Genomic DNA, 26,131 nt, shown 5'->3' with positions numbered 1-26,131 from the left:
TGGCTGGCATAGAAGGGAGGCAAGTTCTTGGCAGCTTTAAAACGATTGTTTTCACAACTTCGTGACGTGAATTTTATCATTCTTTTACTTCTTGTCGTCTCGCTGTCCAGTGTGCTGTTATTTTTCCTCATGTATGGAAGCAATCAAAATGAAACATATGAAATCTCGGTTTATGAAATTTCACCGAAAACCATTCGTTCACCGAAAACAATAGAAGATACTGACAAGACAGAACTTGAACGAGTGCGGGCAGAGCAGGCGGTTCCAACAGCTTATCGTTACTCGGAAGATATTATGAAAAACAGACAAGCGATCATTAGTTCGATTTTTACAGCGGTCAGTGATGTGAATGTGGAAACGAAAATAGATCAAACGATTACAGCGAATGATAAATTGACGAAGCTACGAGCAAAATTAAAAGGGATGGAGAAAGACGATTCTTTTTACTTATTATCGGATGATCAATTAAAACAACTACTAGCAGCTGATCAGAAAGATATAGATCATTTGCATGAGCTACTATTGCTTGCGGTTGGTGAGGTACTAGCCAAACCATTCAAAGAAGACCAGCTTTCGATTCATCGTTATGAAGTGGAGCAGAGAATCCGTCAAACGAATACGTTACCAAATGATTTGCTAGACGTAGCGTTGATGATTGGTCGCACAGCGATTGTGGAGACTGAAGTAGTTGATGATCAATTGACAACAAAAAACAAAGAAGATGCACGTGCTTCCATTGAACCGAATCGTATTTTACAAGGACAAGTAATCGTCAGAGAAGGACAGCTGATTGATCGTGATATTTATCATCAATTGAAAGTTTCGGGCGTATTAACTAATCAATCTTCAATTAAACCGATGCTTGGCATCATCTTATTTGTCCTGTTCATCTCGGGTTTAATCACAATACACTTCACGAATTCAAAAAATACAGAGCCGCTTAAAAAGAAGGCATTGCTCATTTTTTATGTCATCTTATTTATGGCGGTGATTCTTATGAAAATCGTTAGCTATATCGATCATGAATTCGATGTACTTATTGCGTTTTTATTCCCAACGGCCTTAGTTCCAATGCTCGTTAAATTATTGATTAATGAACGAATAGCTGTGTTAGCTACGATTATCACAGCAGCTACTGCGGGAATCATGTTGCAAGAGGGAGTAGCTGCCATCATGCAGATGGAAGTCGCGCTGTATATATTATTTGGCGGGATTGTTAGTATTTATTTGCTCGACGAACACGGGCGACGTTCAACGATTTTGCAGACGAGTTTGGGTGTTGCGTTATCGAATATGCTGTTTATCGTATTCTATTTGCTTATGACACAGTCGACTTATACGATGCCAGAACTGATTTTTTATGCGGCTGCGGCCATTGCATCTGGTGTTTTATCAGGTGCGTTAACAATGGGACTTTTACCATTTTTTGAATCTAGTTTTCGATTGCTTTCGAATATGCGACTCGTTGAATTGTCGAATCCAAATCATCCATTGCTGAAGAAAATATTAGTGGAGACACCTGGTACATATCACCATAGTATTATGGTAGCGAATTTGGCGGACGTTGCATGTGAGTCGATTGGTGCGAATGGGTTACTTGCCCGCGTTGGTAGTTATTATCATGATATCGGCAAAACGATTCATCCAGGATTCTTCATAGAGAACCAGCATGGTAACCACAATCTACATGATACTCTGACTCCGGAAAAGAGTCGTGATATTATTATTGCACACGCGGAAGATGGTGCGAAAATATTAGAAAAGCATCATATGCCTGCTGAGCTGATCGACATTGCGAGACAGCATCATGGAACGAGTATTTTGAAGTTCTTCTATGTCAAAGCAAAAGAACACGATCCAGAAGTGCAAGAGCAGCAATTCAGGTATCCTGGTCCGAAGCCACAAACGAAAGAAATTGCGGTCATTATGATTGCGGATAGCGTGGAAGCGGCAGTGCGTTCCATGAAAGAGCCGACACCAGCGAAAATTGCTGCTCTCGTTGAATCCATTGTTTGCGCGAAAGTGGAAGATCATCAGTTTGACGAATGTGATTTATCGATGAAAGAGATCAAGCAAGTGAAAAAAGTAATTTGCGAAACATTGAATGGAATTTTCCATAATCGAATTGAATATCCCGATTGAAAAAGGAGCTCGAGCAAAATGATAGATTTTTATTTTGAAGATGAAACAGAAGCAGTTGATCAAAGTTCAGAAGCCTTGATAACGAATCTATTGAACCATGCAGCGGAAATGGAAGGGTTGGAAGGGTTGTATGAATTATCGATTACGTTTATGGATGATGCGGCAATCCAAGAAGTGAACGCTGAATATAGAGGGAAGGATCAGCCGACAGATGTGATCTCCTTTGCACTAGAGGAATTATCAGAAGGAGAAGTAGCTATTGTTCAAGAAAGTGATATGCCAGTCGTTCTTGGCGATATTATTATTTCGATTGACACTGCAAAACGCCAAGCAACAGAGTATAATCATACATTTGAGCGAGAACTTGGATTTTTAGCGCTACATGGTTTCCTGCATTTGCTAGGATATGATCATTTAGACGAAGAACAAGAGAAGGAAATGTTCGGAAGACAAACAAAAATCTTAACTTCTTATGGCTTGGAACGGCAGTGATCTAATGAACAGGTTTTTCAAATCATTCGTCTACGCATGGGCTGGTCTTGTAGACGGCTTAGCGAATGGACGGAATATGAAATCTCATGCGTTATCCGCAATTATCGTAATCGTTGCGGGGGTACTGACAGGTCTTTCTATCACAGAATGGTGCATCGTTATTCTTTTGATTGGCGGGATGATGGCCCTTGAATTAATGAATACAGCCGTTGAATATGTGGTGGATCTCGTCACACTAGACTTCCATCCGCTAGCGAAAAAAGCTAAAGATATCGCGGCTGGCTCAGTGTTAATTTTCGCAATAGCCAGTGCCATCATTGGTTGCATAATTTTCTTGCCAAAATGGTTTGGCTAATACATGTTAAAAATTGGAGTTGAACTAGATGACTATTGAACAACTATTGAATGAAGCAAAAATCGCCATGCAGACGGCCTATGTTCCGTACTCCAAGTTCCCAGTAGGTGCCGCGCTAGAAGCCGAAGATGGGACGATCTATCATGGATGTAATATCGAGAATTCATCCTATGGACTATCGAACTGTGCAGAACGGACAGCGATTTTCAAGGCGGTTTCTGAAGGTGTGAAATCTTTTAAATCGCTTACGGTTATTGGTGACACAGAAGGGCCAATTGCGCCATGCGGGGCTTGCCGTCAAGTCATTGCAGAGTTTTGTGCGCCAACGATGCCCGTTTATTTAACGAATCTAAAAGGTAACATACAAGAGACGACTATTAAAAAATTATTACCAGGTGCTTTTTCCAAGGAGGATTTAGACTATGCAGAAGAAAGATAAACCATTTAAATCAGGCTTTATTTCAATCATCGGACGTCCAAACGTAGGGAAATCCACATTCATTAATCGTATGGTTGGTCAAAAAATTGCAATCATGAGCGATAAGCCACAAACTACTCGAAACAAAGTACAAGGAATCGTCACAAGTGAGACGTCCCAAATGATTTTCATCGATACACCAGGCGTTCACAAACCGAAGCATCGTCTTGGCGACTTTATGTTAAAAGTGACACGTAGTACATTGAGTGAAGTTGACGTTATCATGTTCATGGTCAATGCAGATGAAAAAATTGGTACGGGCGATCGTTTTATCATGGAGTGGCTAGAAAAATCTGAAACACCGGTGTTCCTCGTCATCAACAAAATTGACCTAGTTCATCCAGATGAATTATTAGAGATTATTACTTCGTATTCAAATGAAATGAAATTCGCTGAAGTCGTTCCGATTTCGGCATTGAACGGTAATAATATTGAGCGTCTTGTGGAAACGCTGGAAAGCTATTTAGAAGAAGGTCCACAATTTTATGATGCGGAACAAGTAACGGATCACCCAGAACGTTTTATCATTTCTGAAATGATTCGTGAAAAGGTTTTGCATACGACGCGAGAAGAAATCCCGCACTCCATTGCGGTTGCTATTGAAAGTATCGAGCAAGATCCTGCCACCGATAAAACACATATCCGTGCAACGATAATCGTAGAGCGTGATTCACAAAAAGGAATAGTTATCGGTAAGGGTGGTAAATTACTGAAAGAAGTCGGCGTAAAAGCAAGAAAAGATATCGAAATGTTACTTGGCCATAAAGTGTATCTGGAATTATGGGTCAAAGTTCAGAAAGACTGGCGTAACCGTCCAAGTCGTTTAAAAGAATTTGGATTCAATGAGGAAGATTATTAACATCTTCATCTATCCATGATGAAGGGAAGAGTGCTTTGTTAAACAAGATTGAAGGGTTTATCATTAAAAGCATCCCATACGGAGAGTCAAATAAAATCGTTACGATCTATTCAAAAGAAGCTGGAAAAATTACAGCGATGGCTAGGGGTGCGAAAAAGCCTGCAAGCAGACTGGCAGCTATTACTCAAACGTTCACACATGGATTTTTCCTTGTGCGAGCGAGTAGGGGGATGGGGTCACTTGAGCAAGGAGAGCTAATCAGCAGTGTCCGTCATATCCGTTCCGACCTCGAAACGACTGCTTATGCAGGATTAGTCGTTGAATTGATCGATCGGTTAACAGAGTCGGACAAGCCGAATGCAGGAATCTTCAGATTACTCGATGATTCATTCCGAGCGATGGAAGAAGAATATGATGCAGAAGCGATTTCGCTGTTCGTCCAATGGAAGATGCTGCCGGTCGCTGGTATTCACCCGATCCTTCATGAATGTGCAAACTGCGGTGCAACGGAAGGAGAATTTTCGTTTTCTTTCCAGCAAATCGGTTTCCTCTGTCATCGTTGCTTCTCAGTTGATCCGTACATCATTCGTCTATCTCCTACACAAATCAAGTTGATTCGGATGTTTTATAATGTACCGTTGGATCAAATCGGCAAGTTGACGTTAAAGAAAACGACGAAAACGTTCATGCAAAAGCTCGTATCTACGATTTATCAGGAACAAACAGGGATTTACTTAAAATCACGCAAGTTTATTGAACAACTGGAACGTACACCAGAATTACAAAAACGAAAAGAAACCCCGGAAGAAGATTAACTTCACTTCCGGGGTTTTCATATTAGAACTGTAGGTGCTTTTGGATATAAGCAGTTACGTCAGCAATCGGCATACGCTCTTGTTCCATAGAATCACGGTGACGAACTGTCACTTGCTGATCTTCCAATGAATCAAAGTCGAATGTGATACAGAATGGTGTTCCGATTTCATCTTGACGACGGTAACGACGGCCGATGGATTGGGAATCATCATACTGTACTGGGAAATGCTTCGCTAATTCTGCGTATACTTTCGTTGCATCGTCAGCTAATTTTTTAGACAATGGCAAAACTGCTGCTTTAATAGGAGCAAGTGCCGGGTGGAAACGTAATACGGTACGTGTATCTCCATCTTCCAACTCTTCTGTATCAAATGCGTCACAAAGGAATGCAAGTGTTACGCGGTCTGCACCTACAGAAGGTTCGATACAATATGGTACGTATTTTTCATTCGTGATTGGGTCTTGATAATGGAAGTCTTCGCCTGAATATTCCATATGACGCGTCAAGTCGAAGTCCGTACGGTTTGCGATACCCCAAAGCTCGCCCCAACCAAATGGGAATTTATATTCGATATCTACAGTACCTTTAGAGTAGTGAGATAGTTCGTCTTCGTTATGCTCGCGAAGACGGATATTATCTTCTTTCAATCCAAGGTTCAACAATAAATTCTTGGATTGATCACGCCAATACTCGTACCATTTCTCATCTTCACCTGGTTTACAGAAAAATTCAAGTTCCATTTGTTCGAATTCACGTGTACGGAATGTAAAGTTACCCGGAGTGATTTCGTTACGGAAGCTTTTTCCTACTTGTGCAATACCAAATGGCACTTTTCTTCTCATAGAACGTTGAACGTTTTTGAAGTTCACGAAGATCCCTTGCGCTGTTTCCGGACGAAGGAAGATTTGGTTAGCAGATGAATCCGTTACACCTTGACTCGTTTTGAACATCAAGTTGAACTGACGGATTTCTGTGTAATCCATTGCGCCACATGTTGGACAAACAATGTTATGTTCTTGAATTAACTCGAACATTTTTTCGAATGGAAGGCCGTCAACGACCAATTCAATTCCTTTTGCATCTAGAGCTTCCTCAATCAACTTATCTGCACGATGACGTGTCTTACATTTTTTACAGTCGATCATTGGATCATTGAAGTTGCCGATATGACCAGATGCTTCCCATACTTTCGGATTCATCAAAATAGCAGAATCAAGTCCTACGTTATAAGGTGATTCTTGAATAAATTTCTGCCACCAAGCACGCTTGATATTGTTTTTTAGCTCGACACCTAACGGACCGTAATCCCATGTATTTGCTAATCCACCGTAAATGTCAGACCCTGGGAATACAAAGCCTCGTTGTTTTGAAAGATTTACTACTTGTTCCATAGATAACATCCTAAACGCCTCCAATTAAAATAAGCACTCGTCTCCGGACATAGTCATGTCCGGGGACGAGTGCATGATGACCCGCGGTTCCACCCCGTTTGGTTTTTCAACCCACTTTCATAATGAATGTTTCAACTCCCGGCTGCCGTTTTCGTGTAGTACAGGCTTTCACTATCCCTGTTCGCTTCATTTTACACTACTTATTAACCATTCTTCGTTTACTTCATTCAAAATTAGTTTAGCATGCTTCTCCTTTCTTCGCAATAGCGAGCGTCTTGATATATAATTAGACAGTAAATACTACTTTGAAGTCTGAAGGCGGTGACATGTTTGGAATTAAATACACGTCAGAATGAGATCCTTGATATCGTCAAAGGAAATGGACCTATTACGGGAGAGCAAATTGCGGAGCGTTTACGTTTGGCGCGCGCGACGATTCGTCCAGATTTGGCGATTCTAACAATGGCGGGCTTTTTAGATGCGCGACCGCGTGTAGGTTATTTCTATTCTGGCAAGAAACCTATCCAATCGGTTGCAGACGGTATGGTAGATATGACAGCGGCGGATTTTCAGTCTAGACCTGTCGTAATTACGGAAAACCTTTCCGTCTACGATGCGATCTGTCAACTGTTTTTGGAAGATGTAGGAACATTATTCGTTGTAGACCAGCAATCGTTATTAACTGGCGTCCTATCGCGTAAGGATTTGTTGCGCACGAGCATCGGGAGAACGGAATTGGATAAAATTCCTGTGCATGTCATTATGACAAGAATGCCGAACATTACGTATTGTAAGAAACAAGACACACTTATTTCTGTTGCTAAGAAAATGATGGAAAGCGAAGTGGATTCATTGCCGATTGTCAATGAGAAAAAGGGTGGACTTGAAGTAATTGGTCGGATTACGAAAACAAATATTACAGCCGCATTTCTTTCATTAGCGGAAGATCATGATATATGAGGGGTGACTTGATGGCGAGATTTACATTATTTATCGTCTCAGATTCTGTTGGAGAAACAGCTGGTCTTGTAACGAAGGCTGCTGCGAGTCAATTCCGACATGATTTGGAAACGGTTTCTATAAAAAGATTTTCTTATATTGAAGAAATTTCGCAGTTAAAGGAAGTTGTGTTCTTGGCAAAGCAACAGCAAGCACTCATCGTTTTTACGTTAGTCAAAAGTGATATGAGAGATCAATTGCAAATACTTTGCGAAGAATTAGACGTTAAGTGCGTCGATTTGCTAGGTCCGTTAATAGAGGAGATTGGCAATCAGTTAAAACAATTACCTTTTGAAGAACCCGGTCTTGTGCGTCAGTTAGACAATGAATATTTCAAAAAAATTGAGGCCATCGAATTTGCGGTGCGCTATGACGATGGAAGGGATCCAAAAGGGGTTCTTGAAGCGGATATCGTATTGATTGGTGTCTCCCGAACTTCTAAGACGCCGTTATCTCAATTCTTGGCAAATAAAGGATATAAAGTTGCCAATGTTCCGCTTGTACCAGAAGTAGAACCACCAGCGGAACTGTTTTCTATTGATCCAACTAGATGTTTTGGATTATATAGTTCAATTGAGCAATTGCACTCGATACGGAAAGCACGTTTGGAGACGTTAGGCTTGAAAGATGATGCGAACTATGCGAAAATAGCACGTATTCAACAAGAGATAGACTATTGCAAGAACATTACAACTAGAATTGGTTGCGATGTCATTGATGTGACGAATCGCGCGGTGGAAGAAACAGCCAATACGATTCTCAAAACACTTACAGTTAGGAAGGCCAACTGAACTAGAAAGTTGGGTCTTCTTTTTTCTGTGCGTCTTTCTAGGAAGTGTCTTTAGTATCGCAAGTCTTCGCCATTCTTTGTAACAATATGTCCACACTAGTTGCAAAAAAATTGTAGTGAATCCTGTCGATAAAAAAGGGTTTTTGTGAAAAGTATCGAATGTAGGTATATAGAGTAGAAATGGTGATAGAATGACAAGAATATCTGACGAGATAATTGAGGAAATCCGTACTGGAACCGATATTGTCGATTTAATCAGTGAATATGTTCAACTAGCAAAAAGGGGCAAAAACTGGTTTGGGCTTTGTCCATTCCACGAAGAGAGCAGCCCGTCGTTCTCGGTTTCTGAAGACAAGCAACTATTTCATTGCTTTGGTTGTGGAGCAAGCGGCAATGTCATCACGTTTATGATGGATATGGAAAATCGTACGTTTGTTGACTCCATCATTCAACTCGGTGGCAGGATGGGAATGGAATTAGAGGCTTCGCAAAGTGAACCAACGACGAAGACTTCATCCAATCAGCAGATGCTGAAAGCTTATACGCTAGCCGCCAATTTTTATAGCCATCTGCTCTTAAACACCATAGAAGGCGAAAAAGCATTAGAATATCTAGAAAAAAGAGGATTTACGCGTGATCAAATCGAACAATATGAGATAGGATGGTCTCCTGTTCAATCAGATGCACTATCAGCACTACTCAAGAGACAAGGCTTTGATCTGAAAGAAATGGAAACCGCAGGACTTTGTTTTCAAAAAGAAGATGGATCGGGTTATTTCGACCGTTTCAGAGGAAGAATTATGTTTCCTATCCAAGATGATAATGGTGCCACAATTGCGTTCTCCGGAAGAAGACTGGAGGATTCTACTTCTGACGCCAAATATATCAATAGTCCTGAAACACCCATCTTTGAAAAGAGCAAGGTTTTGTTTAATTTTCATCGTGCACGTCTTAATGTTCGGAAAACGGGTAAAGTAGTATTATTCGAAGGTTTCATGGATACGATCGCCGCAGATCGTGGAGGAATAGGAAACACGGTAGCTGTCATGGGTACCGCGTTATCTGGACATCATATTGTGAAGCTAAAGCGAATGGCAAAAAAAGTCGTCATTTGCTGTGATGGTGATTCTGCTGGCTGGGGGGCCGCCAAACGATTTGCCGATAGCTTGATGGATAGTGGTATAGATGTATTTATAGCCACTTTACCCGATCGAATGGATCCCGACGATTATATTACAGAGCACGGAGCCGAAACGTTTATAGAAAAGATCCTTAATCAGCCACTTTCTTATAACTCTTTTGTTGCAGCTTTTTATAAAAGAGACAAGAATTTGACGATTGATCATGATATTAAGCAATATGTTCATGAAGTATTTAGTGAACTCGCTCACCGTTGTTCTCCTATTGAGAAAGATTTACTCATACAACAACTCCATAGTGAAACACATGCTTCAAAAGAGTCGCTTGGGCAGGAGTTTACCAAGTCGATCGCGAAAAGGACTAAGCAAACGCGTGATACAAGTCCTGTTGAAGAAAGTCGATCTGTACACATCACAAGAGCACCCGTAAACAAATCAGAAACAGATCGCGCTGAACAGCTACTACTTGCACGTCTGTTAATGGATGCAGACTTATTCGAAGAAAAACGCATAGAACTTCAAGAGTTATTTGTTAGAGAAGATATTATGAAAATATTTTTCAAGTTAGCTGCGTTTTATGAACAATATGACATGCCGAACTATCAGCGATTTGTTGAAACGCTTGAAGATCGGCAGTTGCAGAATGTGGTCATGGCAGCGGTTAGGGCCGATATATCACAAGAACATACAGCGCAAGAAGTAGAAGACTGTATCCGCCACTTGAAGCGAAATCAGCTAAAACGTTTAATTGAGCAAAAACAGCACGAATCAAAAGAAGCAGAAAAAAGGAACGACCTATCAAAGGCAATGGAGTTGGGCTCAGAGGTAATCCGACTTTTGAGATCGTTAAAGGTTCTGTAAGGAGGTATAGTCACTATGACAAAAGAAGAACAAGCGAGCGGAATAGAAATGACCCTAGAAGAAGCAAAAGCGGCTATTATTGAGGCTGGTAAAAAAACAGGTGAACTTTCATTAGAGGATGTAACCGAAAAACTGGCATCCTTCGAAATGGAACCAGACCAGTTTGAAGAGTTCCTTGATCAAATAGAAGCGCAAGAAATTGAAATGGATAGAAAAGAAGAGGCTGATCCTAAGAACGAGAAGGAAGAGCAATTCGACTTAAATGATTTAAGTGTACCACCAGGTGTTAGAATCAACGACCCAGTTCGCATGTATTTAAAAGAAATCGGTCGTGTAGACTTACTAACAGGTAAAGAAGAAGTGGACTTAGCTATTCGAATCCAAGATGGGATCGAAGCGGAGGCAGAGTTAGCAGAAACAGAGAAAATGACCCCAGAAATTGATGCAGCTATTATTCGTGGTGAAAACGCGAAAAAGAAATTGGCTGAAGCCAATCTCCGGTTAGTTGTTAGTATCGCGAAGCGTTATGTCGGACGTGGCATGCTGTTCCTTGATTTGATTCAAGAAGGAAATATGGGATTGATTAAAGCAGTTGAGAAATTCGACCATACAAAAGGGTTTAAATTTAGTACGTATGCGACATGGTGGATTCGCCAAGCAATTACACGTGCTATTGCAGACCAAGCCCGTACGATACGTATTCCTGTGCATATGGTCGAAACAATCAATAAATTAATTCGCGTACAGCGTCAGCTTCTTCAAGATTTAGGACGAGAGCCTTCTCCAGAAGAAATTGGCGAGGAAATGGATTTAACGCCAGAAAAAGTTCGCGAAATATTGAAGATTGCACAAGAACCGGTTTCTTTGGAAACGCCTATTGGGGAAGAAGATGATTCTCATTTAGGTGACTTTATTGAAGACTCGGAAGCCCAATCTCCATCAGACCATGCTGCGTATGAGTTGCTGAAAGAGCAACTTGAAGATGTCTTGGACACACTGACAGATCGTGAAGAAAATGTGTTGCGACTTCGTTTTGGTTTAGATGATGGACGTACACGCACGCTAGAAGAAGTAGGGAAAGTCTTCGGTGTGACACGTGAACGGATTCGTCAAATTGAAGCAAAAGCTCTTCGGAAATTGCGCCATCCTTCACGCAGCAAACGTTTAAAAGACTTTTTAGAGTAATAGATGCATCGGCTTCAAATTAGCCGATGCTTTTTTCTGTATGGATTACCAGGTGTAGTAACCATTCGTGCTATTGGAGGAGAAAGGATGGCTAAGGAGAAAAAGCAGATCATTATTTCTGAAATCCGTTATTGGAAACAGAATAAACTTCTACCAGAACATTATTGTGATTTCTTAATTACACTGTATGCGCAAGGGGAAGACCCCGATAAATTCGTAAAAAAGGAAACTTCCACACTACAAAAAGAACGTAGGCAATTGCGTACGAAACGATTTATGCTCTTTTTCTTTAGTTTGATGCTAGCGGGCGTAGCGACTGTTGCGATGTTCTTGTATAAAGAATATCAGACGGTCACGTTTGTCGCAGCTGTTATACTATCTCTTGGCTTTCTTCTGATTGTTACGAGAAAAACATTTATCAAGAATGGCTTTGCGCCGTTTTTATACATATCATTGGCTTTTCTATTATTAATGATGTCGTTGAAAGTCTGGACAGCGTATTTCGGTGGAGATACTACATTATTGATTGGACTGCTCGTATTGAACTGTAGTCTGTGGCTATTTACAGGAAGAGTGCTGAATCTATTATACTTCACGATTTCAGGTACACTCGGCTTGTTGATGATTATCGCGTTCCTGATTTTATCCCTATAAACACTAAACAAATGGACAGATTGCAATGAAATCATTTCTAATATCTGTCCATTTTCTATATAATGAATTGTAAGGGCCTTCATAAAGAGAGGATGATCAAAATGAACTTTGATTTAACTCAAGAACAGCAAATGGTCAAAAAGTTGATGAAAGATTTTGCGAATAATGAAGTAGCACCAGGAGCAATCGATCGTGATCGAACAGGCGAGTTTCCTGTAGAAATTTTCAAAAAGCTATCTGCGATGGGTATGATGGGTTTGCCGTTCCCTGAAAAATATGGTGGAGCAGGTGCGGATACGACTAGTTTCGCAATTGTCACAGAAGAATTAAGCCGTGCTTGTGCATCAACTGGTATCACCTATTCAGCGCATATTTCATTAGGTGGAGCACCATTGCATTTATTTGGCACGGAAGAGCAAAAAGAACGCTATTTAACGCCTATTTGTACAGGTGAATCATTCGGTGCATTCGGATTAACGGAACCGAATGCAGGATCAGATGCAGGTGGGACGGAAACAACGGCTGTATTGGAAGATGGTAACTTTACAATTAATGGATCAAAGGTATATATAACGAATGCTAGCTATGCAAAGCACTTAGCGATTACAGCAATCACAGGTCGTTCTGAAGGTAAGAAGGAGATTAGCGCAATTATTGTCCCTACCGTCACAGAAGGCTTTACAATCATCGATAACTACGAAAAAATGGGACTACATGCATCAAACACAACTGAATTAGTATTAGATCAAGTCATCGTGCCTGAAGAGAACTTACTTGGTGAGCGCGGGAAAGGATTCCAACAGTTCCTCGTGACGCTAGATGGTGGACGAATTGGTATTGGGGCTATGGCAGTCGGTATCGCGCAGGCCGCGTATGAGCGCGCGCTAAGCTATTCGAAAGAACGTAAGCAATTCGGTCGGACGCTTTCTTCATTCCAAAGTACGCAGTTCAAGCTCGCGGATATGGCGTTGAAAATCGAACTCGCGCGAATGATGGTTTATAAAGCGGCGTGGTTGAAGGATCAAGGAAGAAATTTCACGAAGGAAGCGTCGATGTGTAAACTGTATGCTTCAGAAATCGCTATGCAAATTTCAAATGAAGCGATTCAAATCCATGGTGGCTACGGCTATATGCGAGAATATGAAGTCGAGCGCTATCTACGGGATGCCAAGCTTTTGGAGATTGGCGAAGGGACTTCAGAAGTTCAACGAATGGTCATAGCCAGACAAATCGGCTGCTAAATCTAGAATTATGACGAAACTGTCACAAAAGACGGAAAGTCCTTCAATAACACTTTCAGTTTCCCCATAGATACAGTACAATGTTAAATGTATACTGTATCTTTTACAGAATAGATTTTGGTGAAGGAGGGTAATCCAATGAATAAAAATCCTATTGTACCATTTTTCTTGATTTTCGCGCTTGGAATTGGACTGATTTTCTTCTTCTCACTTTATGGTTTAGAGCAAAAAGAAGAAATTGCTGGACCAGATGAAGAAAGCACTACGCAAGAAGAAAATGCAAACACTGGCGAATTTGATGCAGAAGCTGTCTCTCAGCAAAAGTGTATAAGTTGTCACGGTGAAAACTTATCTGGCGGAATGGGGCCTGCTTTAAACGGTCAAGCATTCGGTGCTGAAGAAATGCACGCTGCAATCAAAGACGGCGTTCCAGGAACTGCTATGCCTGCTGGACTTGTTCCTGATGAGCACATAGATGAAATGGTAGACTACATTTTATCACTAGACTGATTGCTTACTTACTAAATAGAGCTATTGAACCTTGGAATTCCTTGGTTCAATAGCTCTTTTGCATTGCATGAAAAGCCTACTGATTATACAATAGTGTGGAATGAAAGGCGGGAATTTATGAACACCAACCAATTATCTGAACGTCTTGCGCTAGTCGCGAGTTTCGTTCCACAACATACAGTGCTCGCTGATATCGGTAGCGATCATGCGTATTTACCGTGTTATTTGACGAATAAAGGGATCATTTCAAAAGCGATTGCAGGAGAAGTAGTAAAAGGTCCATATGAACAAGCGAAGCGTAATGTAGAAGCTAACGGTTTTACGAACATGATAGAAGTGCGCTTAGCGAATGGATTACAAGCCATTCAACCAACAGATGGGGTAGAAACGGTTACAATCGCAGGAATGGGCGGCACATTAATTACGTCGATTTTAGAAGCAGGGAAAGATCTTTTGTCGGGAGTGACGCGCATCATTGCACAGCCGAATATCCACGCCATAGCGATTCGCGAGTGGGCTGTCGCAAACGATTTTTACCTTGTAGATGAAGAGATTTTACAAGAAGATGGCAAAATCTATGAAGTGCTCGTGTTGGAGAGAGGTACAGCTAGTTATACACCAACCGAACTTTTAGTAGGTCCTATTCTAAAAGAAAAAGCTACAGCTGTTTTTCATACGAAATGGGAAAGAGAAATGCAGGAATGGACGCGTGTACTGGTAGCTCTTGATCAAGCCGAGCAGACAGAAGAGATACAACAGAAAAAAGCGTTTATTGAGCATCAGTATGAATTAGTCAGGAAGGTGTTAACTACATGAGAAAAGCGAATGGGCATCAGATTATTGAGATTTTTGAAAAGTGGTCACCTAAACGATTGGCATTTGAAGGGGATCCCGTCGGTTTGCATATCGGTCAATTGAATCGTCCAGTAGAAAAAGTGCTCATCACGCTCGATGTCAATGAACAAGTTATAGATGAAGCGATTGAACAGGGTGCGAATCTCGTGATTGCACACCACCCACCATTGTTCCGTCCGGTGAAAATGATTTGGACAGATACACCGCAAGGAAAGATGATCGAGAAATGTATTAAACATGATATCGCAGTCTATGCTGCGCATACAAATCTTGATATCACAGAAGGTGGCGTCAATGATATGCTGGCTGAGCGACTTGGCGTTGTTGAGACGGAGCCAATTGACGTGACAAATTCTGAGCATTTGGTAAAGCTAGCAGTCTTTTGTCCACAATCAGACGCAGACAAACTTCGCAAAGACTTGGCGAAAGCAGGAGCAGGTGCAATCGGTGATTACGTAGCATGTAGTTTCAGCTCGCAAGGTGTCGGACGTTTTACGCCGGTTGATGGGGCGAATCCGACGATTGGTGAAGTCGGAGAAGCAACACGAGTAGATGAAGAGCGTATCGAAGTCGTCTTCCCGGAAAGTCTTCAGTCTAAAGTCATAAAGGCGATGTTTAGTACACATCCATATGAAGAGCCGGCATTCGATCTATTTAAGATGCAGCAAAAAACGAATGTGCAAGGAATCGGACGGGTAGGCCGGATCGCTGAAGAAATCACATTGAAGCAATTTGCTGAACAGGTGAAACAGGCATTCAACGTACCTGCATTACGTTTCGTTGGTGATCCAGAAACACCGATACGTAAAGTGGCGGTACTTGGCGGTGACGGTAACAAATACATCACAGCAGCTAAGCGTAAAGGCGCGGACGTCCTCGTCACAGGTGATTTATACTACCACGTCGCACAAGACGCACAAGCGCTAGGACTTGCGGTAGTCGATCCAGGACATAATATCGAAAAGATCATGATTGCAGGCGTCGCAAAGAAACTAGCAACGCTTTGCGAAGAAAAGAACCTAGACGTTACGTACATCGAATCTAAAATTATTACAGAACCATTTCAGTTTTTGTATTAATTTACGTAAATTCCGAACCACTCACCAAGTATCCGTTTCTACTTACTGTTATCCACAAGCAAAACACCGCCAAGAGAAATCTCTGGGCGGTGTTTTTTATGAAGTCAACTTATGGTTCAATTCGAATAACGGGACTTGGATTTTTGATCTTCGGTAAGATCTTATCAAGCTTAAATTTGCGTTCAGGGTGATGCGTAGCAGGGTCAGCCGCATCGAAGTCGCTCAAGTAAGAAATAACTTCTCTAACGATCACTGTAGGCGTCGAAGCACCTGCTGTAACAGCTACTGTCTCAATATCCATCAACCATGCGGGATCGATTTCTGAGACGTCTGAAATACGGTAAGAAGGTGTATTCGCGATCTCTACAGAAACTTGTGTCAAACGATTGGAGTTATTACTCTTTGGATCGCCAACGACAAGTAGTAAATCTGCATCGCCCGCTTGTTGTGCAACTGCTTCTTGACGAACTTGCGTCGCTAAGCAAATTTCCTGATGGACTTCAATATGCGGGAACTTACGCTGTAATTCATCCATCAAATGTGCAACATCCCATTGGCTCATCGTTGTTTGATTCGTAACCAACAGCTTTTCGTTATTTATTTGTAAGTTTTCGATATCTTCTATTCTTTCAATTAAATGAACAGAATCTGGCGCGACACCAATCGCTCCTTCAGGCTCTGGATGATGTTTTTTGCCGATATAGAGAATATCATAGCCTTCCGCTACTTTCTCTTCGATCAAATGATGTGTGACCGAAACATCTGGACATGTTGCATCAATCGCAACTAATCCTTTTTCTTTTGCAAGTTTACGTACTTCGGGCGATACGCCATGTGCTGTATAGATGACCGTTCCCTTATCTACTTTACGTAATATATCTAGTCTATTTTCGCCATCCAACGTAATGATCCCATCTTCTTCGAATGCGTCCGTTACATGTTTATTGTGGACAATCATGCCTAATATATAAATGGGTCTCGGCAAGGATGTATCAAGCGCAGCGTTTCTAGCAATGACCATCGCATCCACCACACCATAACAATAACCTCTTGGTGAAATCTTGAGTACTTTCATTTCTTCCACTCCACTCCTCTAGTAAGTTCTCTTTCATTATAGCGGAGATTGGCGGGTGATTCAAAGAGTTCAGAAGGGTGGTTGATAAATTCTTGGTGCTGCAGGCTGATCATTAGGTATGGGTGGTGCTTGAGCACGTGGCGCAGCGGTATTTATAGGACCAGCAGATGGTGGAGTAGGCGCATCTGGCAAAGATTGAAACCCTTTATATAATTTCCACATAGCGGGTAAGTTTTGAAGCATTGGCGCAACCTGTTGCATAAGGGGAGCAAATTGTTGGGCGGTATTTAAAAAGCGATTGGCGGTCTGCATGTACTGGTCTGCTCGTGACATGCCCGATTGTCCTGCTTGTGACTGTGGCATACCTTGTGAAGTCATAGAACCTTGAGGGGATCCTTGAGGTCTAAAACCGCCAGCATTACCTTGCATCCCTTGAGGAAAAGGTTGTTGAGTTCCACCACCCTGAAATTGCGGGGGACGCGGCCCAGGTGTCATAGGCTGCTGTTGATTACTAAACGGATAAAAAGAATGATATCTCATGACGAACTCCTTTCCGAAAATTTTCTGTACAACTATGCTATCCTATGCGAAAAAAACTACTGATGGCACCGAATCATGTTACAATAAGGAATAAGCTAGAGGAGGAACGATATGTCGAAATTTACAGATTACCAGTTCAAACCATTTTTGAGGGAAGCCATTCAAAAATTGGGGTTTGAAGAACCGACACCGATACAAAAAGAAATGATTCCATTAATCATGAAAAATACAAGTGCGATTGGACAAGCGCATACAGGAACAGGGAAATCCCATAGTTTCTTAATCCCACTTGTTGAAAAAATTAATACAGAACAAGATGAACTACAAACAGTCATTACTGCGCCAACGCGTGAATTAGCTGTTCAATTACATGATGAATTGAAGAAGTTAATTGACGGGACAGACATTAAAAGTGCTATCCTCATCGGAGGTACTGATAAAAAACGCTCTGCAGAACGTTTGCGTAGCACACCACATATCATCGTCGGCACGCCAGGTCGTATACAAGATATGTCGGAAACAGGTGCTTTAGCGATTCATACGGCTACACAGCTCGTGATCGATGAAGCGGACCTAGCATTTGATATGGGATTCATTGAAGATATCGATAAATTCGCTTCAAGAATGCCTAGTAAGCTCAACATGTATGTATTCTCTGCGACGATTCCTGAAAAATTGAAGCCGTTTTTAGCGAAATATATGAATTCACCTATACATGTGCAAATGGATGATAAAAAGCCATTGACAGAGAATATGCATTATTCTTTAGTGCCTGTTAGAAGTATGGATAAAAACAAGAAATTGCTCCATGTGATGGATGCAATTCAGCCGTACTTGGCAATTATCTTTATGAATACAAAACAGAATGCCAATCAACTAGCGGATTATTTGGCTGAACACGGCCATAAAGTAGGACGAATCCATGGTGATTTAACACCACGCGAACGCACACGGACGATGAAACAAGTACGTGATCTTGAGTATCAATACATCGTTGCAACAGACTTGGCGGCACGTGGTATCGACATCCCAGGTGTCAGCCATGTTATCAACTTTGAATTACCGGAAGACCTTGAATTCTTCATCCACCGTGTAGGACGGACGGCGCGTGCAGGTCTACAAGGCACAGCGATTACGCTATATAAGCCAGAAGATGAAGATGCGATTAACCGCATTGAAAAGCTTGGTATCCCGTTTGTTCATGAAGATGTCAAAAATGGTGAATGGATCGAAGTCAAAGAACGACAAGCGCGTAAGAAACGTGTACGTGAAGTAGATGAAATTGATTTGAAGGCTACTTCCATAATTCGTAAACCAGATAAAGTAAAGCCAGGCTATAAGAAAAAGATGGTTGAACAACAAGAAAAATTTAAAAAGAGACAAAGGAGAATGAAGAAGAGATCATGATACCAAACGAAATCCTTCTAGGGTCCCACGTATCGATGAGTGGCAAAAAAATGTTGCTCGGCTCTAGTGAAGAAGCGCTAGGCTACGGAGCTAATACATTTATGATTTATACGGGAGCACCACAAAACACGAGACGAAAACCTATTGAAGAATTGAATATAGAACTTGGTACGGAACATATGAAAGCCAATGGTCAATCCAATATCGTGGTCCACGCTCCGTATATCATCAACGTCGCCAACACAACGAAACCCGAAACGTTTCGCTTAGGTGTAGATTTCTTGCAACAAGAAATTCAGCGCACAGAAGCACTGGGAGTGAACCAAATCGTCTTGCATCCGGGTGCCCACGTAGGCGCTGGGGCAGACGTAGGAATCGCGAAAATTATCGAAGGTCTGAATGAAGTCCTTTCTGAAGACGCGAACGTTCGTATTGCGCTTGAGACGATGGCTGGTAAAGGAACGGAATGCGGTAGAAGCTTCGACGAAATCGCAAAGATCATTGATGGTGTGAAAAATAACGAGCGCCTATCTGTCTGCTTCGATACGTGTCACGTTCACGACGCAGGTTATGACATCGTCAACGATTTCGCTGGTGTACTGGATGAATTCGACCAAATCGTTGGACTTGATCGAATTTCTGTCATTCACGTGAACGATAGTAAAAACGAACGCGGCGCCGGAAAAGACCGTCATGAAAACATTGGCTTCGGTCACATCGGTTTCGAACCACTTGCTTATATCGTCCACCATCCGACATTCAAGGACGTTCCAAAAATCTTGGAAACGCCTTTCGTCGGAACAGACAAAGCAAATAAAAAAGCACCCTATGCGATAGAAATTGATATGTTGAAAAACAATCAATTTACGCCTGCTTTATTGCAGGAATTACAAAACTAATCTTCAAGCGTTGCTTAACCGCAACGCTTTTTTTATTGTAGTCGATACTGTTCCAAATAAAGCATCGTTTTCTCATAACCGATAATTTGTGCCACTCGCTCGATGAATGTTGGCGGAATTCCCGTGAACAGCCAAGAGAGAGATACTTCATCCAACATTGGTCGCAACTGCCGGATTTCTCCTACAGATAACTCTACGCCATTGTCTGCTGCATAGCGCTTCGCCTCATCATCCGATAACATTTTCATCTGCTGAATCAACTGTAGTAAATCCATCCTCATCAAATCCTTTCAAATGGTTGTATCCCGTCGTAGATTCCTATATAATTCATAAAGTAATCGGAATGATTACGAATTAAAGGAAGGGATATGTATATGGCCAGTTCCATCATCAAATTAGAGCATATAACACATAAATATCATCACTCCGTTGCGCTTTCTGACGTTAGTTTAGAAGTGAAGCAAGGGGAGTTTTGGGCGTTAATCGGTCCAAACGGCTCGGGTAAATCGACATTACTTAAAATTATTTTAGGGCTACTAAAGCCGACAGAAGGGACAATTCAGTTGTTTGGTGGCCCAATTGATTCATTTAAACAGCAACAACGAATTGGCTATGTGTCACAAAAGTCCAATGCGTTTTCGACAAAGTTTCCTGCAACGGTGCTTGAAGTAGTAAAGAGTGGATTGACGAGTAGAAAAGGGCTGTTCAAACGATTAAACAAAGAAGACGAACGGAAGGCAATAGATGCGCTACATGTCGTTAAAATGGGGGACTATCAACAGGAGAGCATCGGCAATCTGTCAGGCGGCCAACAACAACGTGTATTTATCGCGAGAGCACTTGTCGGTCAGCCGGATTTGCTGATTATGGATGAGCCGACAGTAGGGATTGACCGGCAAAATGTTGAATCCTTTTATTCTATGCTTAGCGAATTAAATCGTGAATATGGAATTGCAATTTTATTGGTTACGCATGAAATTGATGTAGTGACTCAACTCGCGACACATGTCGCTTGTTTGAACCGCACAATTCATTTCCATGGGGCGCATGAAGAGTATGATAAAATGACTGAGTCAGAATTGTCCGGCTGGTACGGACATCCAATTCGTCGGCTTCATCAAAAAGAAACGGAGCCGATTACATGATTGAAGCGATTTTCACATATGAATTTTTACAAAACGCGGTGCTGTCCGGACTAATTATCGGTATTATTGCACCGATGCTAGGGCTGTTTATCGTGGTCCGGCGAATGGCGATGATTTCTGATGCATTGAGTCATGTCGCATTAGCAGGTATAGCGGGTAGTTTGTATTTAAGTCAGCAGGTGTTATTTTTTGCTGCGTTAAATCCCGTTTATTTAGGAATGGGTGCAGCAGTTGTTGGCTCATTGCTCATTGAACGTTTGCGCAGGGTGTACAAAAGTTTTGAAGAGCTGGCGATTCCGATTATTTTATCTGCTGGTATCGGCTTCGGTGCGATTTTCATTTCATTAGCAAAAGGCTTTGGTACGGATTTGGTCGGATATTTATTCGGCTCGGTTTCCGCAGTAAGTCGTCAAGATTTATATATTGTCATCATGATTGCAATCATTGTTATCGCATTCTTATATTTTCTGTACAAAGAGTTATTTTCATTAGCGTTTGATCCAGAGTATGCGAGAGTGTCTGGTGTGAATGAACAAGTGATTCAGGCGGCATTTATGATTATTACCGCGTTAGTGATTGGCGCTTCGATGCGGATTGTTGGGATTTTGCTCGTCTCATCTTTAATGACTTTACCCGTGGCGGCAGCTATTCAAGTGGCGAAAAGCTATAAAGGTGCGCTTATGTATTCCATCGTGTTTGGTGAAGTAGCCGTAATTATCGGCTTGATTTCAGCTTATTATTTGGATATCGCGCCAGGTGGTACGATTGTTGTCACATCAGTTATCATTTTGTTATTTGTGCTTTTTTGGAAAAAGATACGGTCATAAAGATCGTGGAAAGGGGCGCGTTGATATGACGATAGATGAAGCGTGGGACATTTTATTTAAACATGATTATAAACGGACGAAAAATAGAGAGATTTTGCTTCGATTTTTTGATGAAGCCGATAACTATGTAACCGCCATGGAAGTTCGTGTGGCGGTAGAGCAAGATAATCCCGGCATTAGCTTTGATACGATCTACCGTAATCTAGCGGTTTTTTCAAAGCTTGGAATTTTAGATGAAACGGAATTAAATGGAGAACGACTATTTCGTATGCAATGCGCAATAGACCATCATCACCATCATTTTATTTGCACTACTTGTGGTAGCACGAAACCGATTCCGAGCTGCCCGATGGATATGGTGACAGTGAATTTGTCTGAGTATGAGATTGAAGGACATAAGTTTGAGATTTATGGCAGATGTCCGAAGTGTATTGAATAGGTAGAAAGTAGAACTTTCAACTTTTTATATAAAGTTTTAGGAGATATGAATAGACAGTTCCAAAACCGGAACTGTCTTTTTTTATTGGTAGATCCTATTCCATAGTTAAGAACAAATTCCTTGCACCTTGTTTAATAAAGTATCCAGCTCTTGGCTGCATTTTACAACGCTTGGATGTGTAAATCCTAAATGTCCTGCTTTCTTATACATAGCCATTCTTTTTACTTTAATTCTAAACAAGATTAAGTTCCTTTTGACCGCGTTCTTCATTTATATTCCTCCGCAATATATATTACGCTTCAAGGCATGTAGTATTTTCTTGTTAGTATTGAAGCTTCTTGTACATCATATAAATTCTAGAATGAAAAGTATGTCGTTTTTTGGGTGACTTTTAAATTGTTAGTGAATCGTGACGAAAATGTGTATAATGTTTAACTATTCAATATTTTCTTACATATGAAAAGGGTTTTTAATTCGCTAATTTACTTGGAATGAATTTATGAAAATAGAGAGGAGAGTCCATATGGAAGTCGTATATTTTGCGGGTGGATGTTTATGGGGAGTACAGGCTTTTATAAAAACTTTACCTGGTGTTAACTTTACAGAAGCGGGAAGAGCCAATGGAATAAGTCATACACTTGAAAGTGATTATGATGGGTACGCTGAATGTGTTAAAACCTTATTTGATCCGACAGTTGTAACGGTCAAAGAATTAATGAGCTATTTATTTGAAATCATCGATCCATACAGTTTGAATAAACAAGGACAGGATGTTGGCGAGAAATACAGGACAGGTATATATAGTGAAAAGCCTGAACATTTAAAAGAGGCGCGTGTGTTCCTTGAGGAAAGAGATGATTATGATCGTATAGTTGTTGAAGTATTACCGCTTACAAACTATGTCAGAAGTGCAGAAGAACATCAAGATCGGTTAGCCAGATGTCCACATGATTATTGTCATATTCCAGAAGAAATATTAAGTAAGTATAAGTAAAGGATAGTTCTACCAATTCCATACGCGCGCTCTGATTTTTATATAGTATATAGTAGGTTTAAGGCGAATCTCACTACCATATAAACATTCTTCTATATCCATTTGTTCACATATACAAAAAGAGCATCGCAATCGTGCGATGCTCCATCATTTACTTATTCGTAATCATTTCCGACGCATAAAACAATCTTCTGACGTATTGATCGGCCTGCCGCCAATTTGCCACGCGTATGACACCTTTTGGAATTGGATCCTGATTGTACGGTGTATCGAACAAAAAGACGGGAATGTCTAGTTCTTCATGGATTGCTACCGCATTGTCATGTTTGTCCTCGAAAAAAGCATCCACGTTAAATTGTTTTGCTGCTTCAATCTTATAGTGTGTGCCAATCAATTCCACATGATCGTATGGGATTTGCTGTTCGTGGAACCAATTTGTTGTACATTCTAGCACGTTTTGTCCGCGTGCTGAAATATAGAATAATTCAAATTGCTTCTGCCAGCTCGTCAATACTTCTTTTGCAAACTGTTGCGCAGGTGACGTTTGATAAATCAGTTCCTCTGTTTCCTTATACCATTTTCCGAATAGCTCAGGGTCCACATCGAATGCTTTAGTTAGATCGTACTCTTTAATATCAGCGAGTGTCAGATTCGAACCAAAACGTTTATTGATGTGGGGTAATAGGGCAGTAGGACATGTTACAGTTCCGTCAATATCGATGCCGAAACGGATGTCTTTCATTCCGAAGCGCCACCTTGGATAAGGGCTTCTTCCTGTCGTTTCTTCTCGAAATATTGTTCAGCAAGAATATCGATTTCTTTCTTTAGTTCTTCAACCATTGTTTCTTCCGGTACTTTACGAACTGTTTTACCGTGCATAAACAATAAGCCTTCACCACGTGCGCCAGCAATGCCGATATCGGCTTCTCTCGCTTCACCTGGACCGTTTACCGCGCAACCTAGTACGGCGACTTTAAGCGGTGCTTTGATGTTCGAGATGTATTCTTCCACTTCATTCGCAATCGAGATCAAGTCGATTTCGATACGTCCACATGTCGGGCAAGAAATTAATGTTGCGGAGTTTGAAGACAAGCCAAATACTTTCAATAGCTCTTTCGCTACTTTAATTTCTTGAACTGGATCAGCGCTTAACGATACGCGCATCGTATTCCCAATTCCTGCTGATAGTAATGAACCAAGACCCGCCGCACTCTTGATAGATCCTGCAAATAATGTACCAGATTCCGTGATACCTAAGTGTAATGGATAATCGAATGCTGCGGCAGCTAGTTTATAAGCTTCAATCGCCAAGTTGACGTCAGATGCTTTGAGCGACACGATAATATCGTGGAAATCCAAGTCTTCCAAGATTTTAATGTGGTGCAGGGCACTTTCTACCATACCTTCAGCTGTTGGATAACCATATTTTTCAAGAATCTTTTTCTCTAATGAACCTGCGTTGACACCAATACGAATCGGAATACCTTTTGCTTTTGCTGCATTGACGACCGCTTCTACCTTTGTTTGACGGCCAATGTTTCCTGGGTTGATACGGATTTTGTCTGCGCCTTGTTCAATTGCGATCAAAGCTAATTTATAGTCAAAGTGAATATCTACAACCAGTGGAATATTGATTTGTTTTTTGATTTCACCAATAGAATAAGCCGCACGTTCGTCTGGACAGGCCACACGCACAATTTGACAACCTGCCTCTTCCAAACGCTTAATCTCCGCAACTGTAGCCTCGACATCATGTGTTTTCGTAGTCGTCATACTTTGAATAAATAGTTCGTCGCTTCCTCCAATCGTTAGGTTACCAACTTTAACGGGGCGCGTTTTAGAACGATGAATCATTTCAGTCATTACTTTTCTCTCCTTCAAATGAATACATGCCATCATGAGATGGAATGGAAATTAGTTTTTGTCGTTGTCCTGACAGGCAGGCTCAGATTGTTTGCCAATCGGTAGTTGAATTTGTTCACCAGCCTGGAATTGCTGTTTCTCTAGATGAGGGTTCATGGCGTAAAATTGTTCTAACCTCTCGAGAAAGTTTTGATCTGGATCTGGGTATAATGCGAATAACGATTCTATTGTATCACCTTCCACCACACGAATGACAATTGTGTGATTGGGTGTTTTCTCTATACAGGACGATTCTTCCTCAAAAAAGGCTGCAAGAGGGATTGTCCCATCGGTTAAGTCCACACGAACGAAATGTACGATACAAAAAACAGCGAGTGCAAGTAGAAATATTCTCATAGTCCATCCCTCCTGCCTCACACTATGCGAGGAAAGGGAAGACTATTCATCGTGGCTGTTTTGGATAGTATGTAGCCGCTCGCCAGACATAGAGCAAATGGATAAGTGACGCGATCCAAATACTGTAGCGTTGCATCATCGGTAAAAATTCAAACGCCATCGTCAGCAAGATAGGAAGTGTCGCAGCAATCGCAGCTGTTCGCCACATAAAGCGGAACTCACCGCGGCGATGCAATAGTTTCAATAGCAATACTCCTATAATAGCAAAAATACTGATGCGAATAAATAAATACGACGTAATAATAACCAACTGTAATACAAAAGCGATCGGATAAATTAATAAACCGATTGTTTCGCCTATTTTAGCTAATTCCGGGGATGACTGGAATATGGAATGATCACCTAGTACAAACTGTAAAAATGATACAGCCGTGTAGAGAAAGATGAAAATAAATATGTATTGTATGACTTTACCGATAGACAGTAAGCGAAACGCGGCAAGTTTCTTCGGTTCGTGCAATGAAGCTGTAAAGAGCTGTTGGAATTTCACTGACTTGGCCTCCCTTTATACTCTAGTCTATCATTTTTATGAAACTTGCACGTTAGGCTAAAATTCGACATTTTAATGACAAATCATTGTTGCTTTGTTAAGGTGATGTAAAGATTGTTGTTCAACACTTTACAATCATCTTCTTTCCC

30 protein-coding genes are annotated in these 26,131 nt (G+C 41.2%); 21 read left to right on the top strand and 9 right to left on the bottom strand.

Annotated features, from left to right (window positions below; all coding sequences use genetic code 11):
* The first annotated feature begins 27 nt into the window (after positions 1–27).
* Genes CSV79_RS02040 through recO form a run of 6 tightly spaced genes read left to right on the top strand, consistent with a single transcriptional unit; the run spans position 28 to position 5,141 of the window.
* Positions 28–2,142, top strand: coding sequence for an HD family phosphohydrolase (locus tag CSV79_RS02040; RefSeq protein ID WP_233201342.1), 2,115 nt, complete (start codon positions 28–30; stop codon positions 2,140–2,142).
* A gap of 18 nt (positions 2,143–2,160) precedes the next feature.
* Positions 2,161–2,634: an rRNA maturation RNase YbeY gene (gene ybeY / locus CSV79_RS02035; RefSeq protein ID WP_099687367.1), complete on the top strand. Its 474-nt coding sequence runs from the start codon at positions 2,161–2,163 to the stop codon at positions 2,632–2,634.
* Positions 2,635–2,638: 4 nt separating this feature from the next.
* On the top strand, positions 2,639–2,989 hold the full coding sequence (locus tag CSV79_RS02030; protein ID WP_099687435.1) for a diacylglycerol kinase family protein: 351 nt from the start codon (positions 2,639–2,641) through the stop codon (positions 2,987–2,989).
* Between the two features lie 28 nt (positions 2,990–3,017).
* Complete coding sequence (locus CSV79_RS02025; protein ID WP_099687366.1) at positions 3,018–3,428, top strand: cytidine deaminase; 411 nt, start codon at positions 3,018–3,020, stop codon at positions 3,426–3,428.
* Positions 3,412–4,326 (top strand): GTPase Era, encoded by a 915-nt coding sequence (era, locus tag CSV79_RS02020; RefSeq protein ID WP_099687365.1) that lies wholly within the window; start codon positions 3,412–3,414, stop codon positions 4,324–4,326. The genes CSV79_RS02025 and era overlap by 17 nt, the downstream gene beginning before the upstream one ends.
* Positions 4,327–4,361: 35 nt before the next feature.
* Positions 4,362–5,141 carry a DNA repair protein RecO gene (recO, locus tag CSV79_RS02015; protein WP_099687364.1) on the top strand — a complete coding sequence of 260 codons (780 nt, stop codon included), beginning with the start codon at positions 4,362–4,364 and terminating at the stop codon, positions 5,139–5,141.
* A 22-nt stretch (positions 5,142–5,163) separates the two neighbouring features.
* On the opposite strand, the gene CSV79_RS02010 is transcribed toward recO, so the two are convergent.
* Positions 5,164–6,543, bottom strand: coding sequence for a glycine--tRNA ligase (locus tag CSV79_RS02010; RefSeq protein WP_099687363.1), 1,380 nt, complete (start codon positions 6,541–6,543; stop codon positions 5,164–5,166).
* Positions 6,544–6,855: 312 nt separating this feature from the next.
* Here CSV79_RS02010 and ccpN point away from each other — a divergent pair, with 312 nt between their 5' ends.
* From ccpN to CSV79_RS01965, 9 genes are all read left to right on the top strand, one after another.
* Positions 6,856–7,494: a transcriptional regulator CcpN gene (gene ccpN / locus CSV79_RS02005; RefSeq protein ID WP_099687362.1), complete on the top strand. Its 639-nt coding sequence runs from the start codon at positions 6,856–6,858 to the stop codon at positions 7,492–7,494.
* Positions 7,495–7,505: 11 nt separating this feature from the next.
* Complete coding sequence (locus tag CSV79_RS02000; RefSeq protein WP_099687361.1) at positions 7,506–8,324, top strand: pyruvate, water dikinase regulatory protein; 819 nt, start codon at positions 7,506–7,508, stop codon at positions 8,322–8,324.
* Positions 8,325–8,514: 190 nt separating this feature from the next.
* Positions 8,515–10,323, top strand: a complete 1,809-nt coding sequence (gene dnaG, locus CSV79_RS01995; RefSeq protein ID WP_099687360.1) for a DNA primase — start codon at positions 8,515–8,517, stop codon at positions 10,321–10,323.
* Between the two features lie 15 nt (positions 10,324–10,338).
* Positions 10,339–11,508, top strand: coding sequence for an RNA polymerase sigma factor RpoD (rpoD, locus tag CSV79_RS01990; RefSeq protein WP_099687359.1), 1,170 nt, complete (start codon positions 10,339–10,341; stop codon positions 11,506–11,508).
* A gap of 87 nt (positions 11,509–11,595) precedes the next feature.
* Entirely contained in the window at positions 11,596–12,162 is a 567-nt protein-coding gene (locus CSV79_RS01985; protein ID WP_099687358.1) for a hypothetical protein, read from the top strand.
* A 101-nt stretch (positions 12,163–12,263) separates the two neighbouring features.
* On the top strand, positions 12,264–13,403 hold the full coding sequence (locus CSV79_RS01980; RefSeq protein WP_099687357.1) for an acyl-CoA dehydrogenase family protein: 1,140 nt from the start codon (positions 12,264–12,266) through the stop codon (positions 13,401–13,403).
* 138 nt (positions 13,404–13,541) lie between these two features.
* Positions 13,542–13,913, top strand: a complete 372-nt coding sequence (locus CSV79_RS01975) for a c-type cytochrome (RefSeq protein ID WP_199171858.1) — start codon at positions 13,542–13,544, stop codon at positions 13,911–13,913.
* Positions 13,914–14,030: 117 nt separating this feature from the next.
* The gene (locus tag CSV79_RS01970; protein ID WP_099687355.1) at positions 14,031–14,729 is read left to right on the top strand and encodes a tRNA (adenine(22)-N(1))-methyltransferase; all 699 of its coding nucleotides are present in this window, start codon (positions 14,031–14,033) and stop codon (positions 14,727–14,729) included.
* On the top strand, positions 14,726–15,847 hold the full coding sequence (locus tag CSV79_RS01965; protein ID WP_099687354.1) for a Nif3-like dinuclear metal center hexameric protein: 1,122 nt from the start codon (positions 14,726–14,728) through the stop codon (positions 15,845–15,847). The genes CSV79_RS01970 and CSV79_RS01965 overlap by 4 nt, the downstream gene beginning before the upstream one ends.
* Before the next feature lie 109 nt (positions 15,848–15,956).
* On the opposite strand, the gene CSV79_RS01960 is transcribed toward CSV79_RS01965, so the two are convergent.
* The gene (locus tag CSV79_RS01960) at positions 15,957–16,922 is read right to left on the bottom strand and encodes a 4-hydroxy-3-methylbut-2-enyl diphosphate reductase (RefSeq protein WP_099687434.1); all 966 of its coding nucleotides are present in this window, start codon (positions 16,920–16,922) and stop codon (positions 15,957–15,959) included.
* A gap of 69 nt (positions 16,923–16,991) precedes the next feature.
* Positions 16,992–17,462, bottom strand: a complete 471-nt coding sequence (gene vrrA / locus CSV79_RS01955) for a VrrA/YqfQ family protein (RefSeq protein WP_099687353.1) — start codon at positions 17,460–17,462, stop codon at positions 16,992–16,994.
* 111 nt (positions 17,463–17,573) lie between these two features.
* Here vrrA and CSV79_RS01950 point away from each other — a divergent pair, with 111 nt between their 5' ends.
* The gene (locus CSV79_RS01950; protein ID WP_099687352.1) at positions 17,574–18,869 is read left to right on the top strand and encodes a DEAD/DEAH box helicase; all 1,296 of its coding nucleotides are present in this window, start codon (positions 17,574–17,576) and stop codon (positions 18,867–18,869) included.
* Positions 18,866–19,768 (top strand): deoxyribonuclease IV, encoded by a 903-nt coding sequence (locus CSV79_RS01945; RefSeq protein ID WP_099687351.1) that lies wholly within the window; start codon positions 18,866–18,868, stop codon positions 19,766–19,768. Before CSV79_RS01950 ends, CSV79_RS01945 begins: the two co-directional genes overlap by 4 nt.
* 32 nt (positions 19,769–19,800) lie before the next feature.
* Here CSV79_RS01945 and CSV79_RS01940 read toward each other — a convergent pair whose 3' ends face one another.
* Complete coding sequence (locus CSV79_RS01940; RefSeq protein WP_099687350.1) at positions 19,801–20,043, bottom strand: hypothetical protein; 243 nt, start codon at positions 20,041–20,043, stop codon at positions 19,801–19,803.
* Positions 20,044–20,142: 99 nt separating this feature from the next.
* Between CSV79_RS01940 and CSV79_RS01935 the strand changes: the two genes are divergently transcribed.
* From CSV79_RS01935 to CSV79_RS01925, 3 genes are read left to right on the top strand one after another with little or no spacing between them, the layout of a single operon-like run.
* Complete coding sequence (locus tag CSV79_RS01935; protein WP_099687349.1) at positions 20,143–20,913, top strand: metal ABC transporter ATP-binding protein; 771 nt, start codon at positions 20,143–20,145, stop codon at positions 20,911–20,913.
* A complete protein-coding gene (locus tag CSV79_RS01930) occupies positions 20,910–21,740 on the top strand; it encodes a metal ABC transporter permease (RefSeq protein WP_099687348.1) in 831 nt (276 codons plus the stop codon). Before CSV79_RS01935 ends, CSV79_RS01930 begins: the two co-directional genes overlap by 4 nt.
* Before the next feature lie 25 nt (positions 21,741–21,765).
* On the top strand, positions 21,766–22,179 hold the full coding sequence (locus CSV79_RS01925) for a Fur family transcriptional regulator (RefSeq protein ID WP_099687347.1): 414 nt from the start codon (positions 21,766–21,768) through the stop codon (positions 22,177–22,179).
* A gap of 105 nt (positions 22,180–22,284) precedes the next feature.
* Here the strand turns inward: CSV79_RS01925 and CSV79_RS01920 are convergent, their stop codons facing one another.
* Positions 22,285–22,449 carry an aspartyl-phosphate phosphatase Spo0E family protein gene (locus CSV79_RS01920; protein WP_099687346.1) on the bottom strand — a complete coding sequence of 55 codons (165 nt, stop codon included), beginning with the start codon at positions 22,447–22,449 and terminating at the stop codon, positions 22,285–22,287.
* Positions 22,450–22,702: 253 nt separating this feature from the next.
* Between CSV79_RS01920 and CSV79_RS01915 the strand changes: the two genes are divergently transcribed.
* Positions 22,703–23,173, top strand: coding sequence for a peptide-methionine (S)-S-oxide reductase (locus CSV79_RS01915; protein ID WP_099687345.1), 471 nt, complete (start codon positions 22,703–22,705; stop codon positions 23,171–23,173).
* Between the two features lie 151 nt (positions 23,174–23,324).
* Here CSV79_RS01915 and CSV79_RS01910 read toward each other — a convergent pair whose 3' ends face one another.
* Genes CSV79_RS01910 through CSV79_RS01895 form a run of 4 tightly spaced genes read right to left on the bottom strand, consistent with a single transcriptional unit; the run spans position 23,325 to position 25,982 of the window.
* On the bottom strand, positions 23,325–23,915 hold the full coding sequence (locus tag CSV79_RS01910; protein WP_099687344.1) for a 5' nucleotidase, NT5C type: 591 nt from the start codon (positions 23,913–23,915) through the stop codon (positions 23,325–23,327).
* Positions 23,912–25,036, bottom strand: a complete 1,125-nt coding sequence (gene ispG / locus CSV79_RS01905) for a flavodoxin-dependent (E)-4-hydroxy-3-methylbut-2-enyl-diphosphate synthase (RefSeq protein WP_099687343.1) — start codon at positions 25,034–25,036, stop codon at positions 23,912–23,914. Before ispG ends, CSV79_RS01910 begins: the two co-directional genes overlap by 4 nt.
* Positions 25,037–25,087: 51 nt before the next feature.
* On the bottom strand, positions 25,088–25,432 hold the full coding sequence (locus CSV79_RS01900; protein WP_099687342.1) for a hypothetical protein: 345 nt from the start codon (positions 25,430–25,432) through the stop codon (positions 25,088–25,090).
* Positions 25,433–25,478: 46 nt separating this feature from the next.
* Positions 25,479–25,982, bottom strand: a complete 504-nt coding sequence (locus CSV79_RS01895) for a DUF1189 family protein (RefSeq protein ID WP_099687341.1) — start codon at positions 25,980–25,982, stop codon at positions 25,479–25,481.
* Between the last annotated feature and the right edge of the window lie 149 nt (positions 25,983–26,131).

The sequence above is a fragment of the Sporosarcina sp. P13 genome (assembly GCF_002743055.1).
Classification (GTDB): Bacteria; Bacillota; Bacilli; order Bacillales_A; family Planococcaceae; genus Sporosarcina.
The sequence above is the reverse complement of the archived record's forward strand: the minus strand, read 5'-3'. Positions and strand labels throughout refer to the sequence as shown.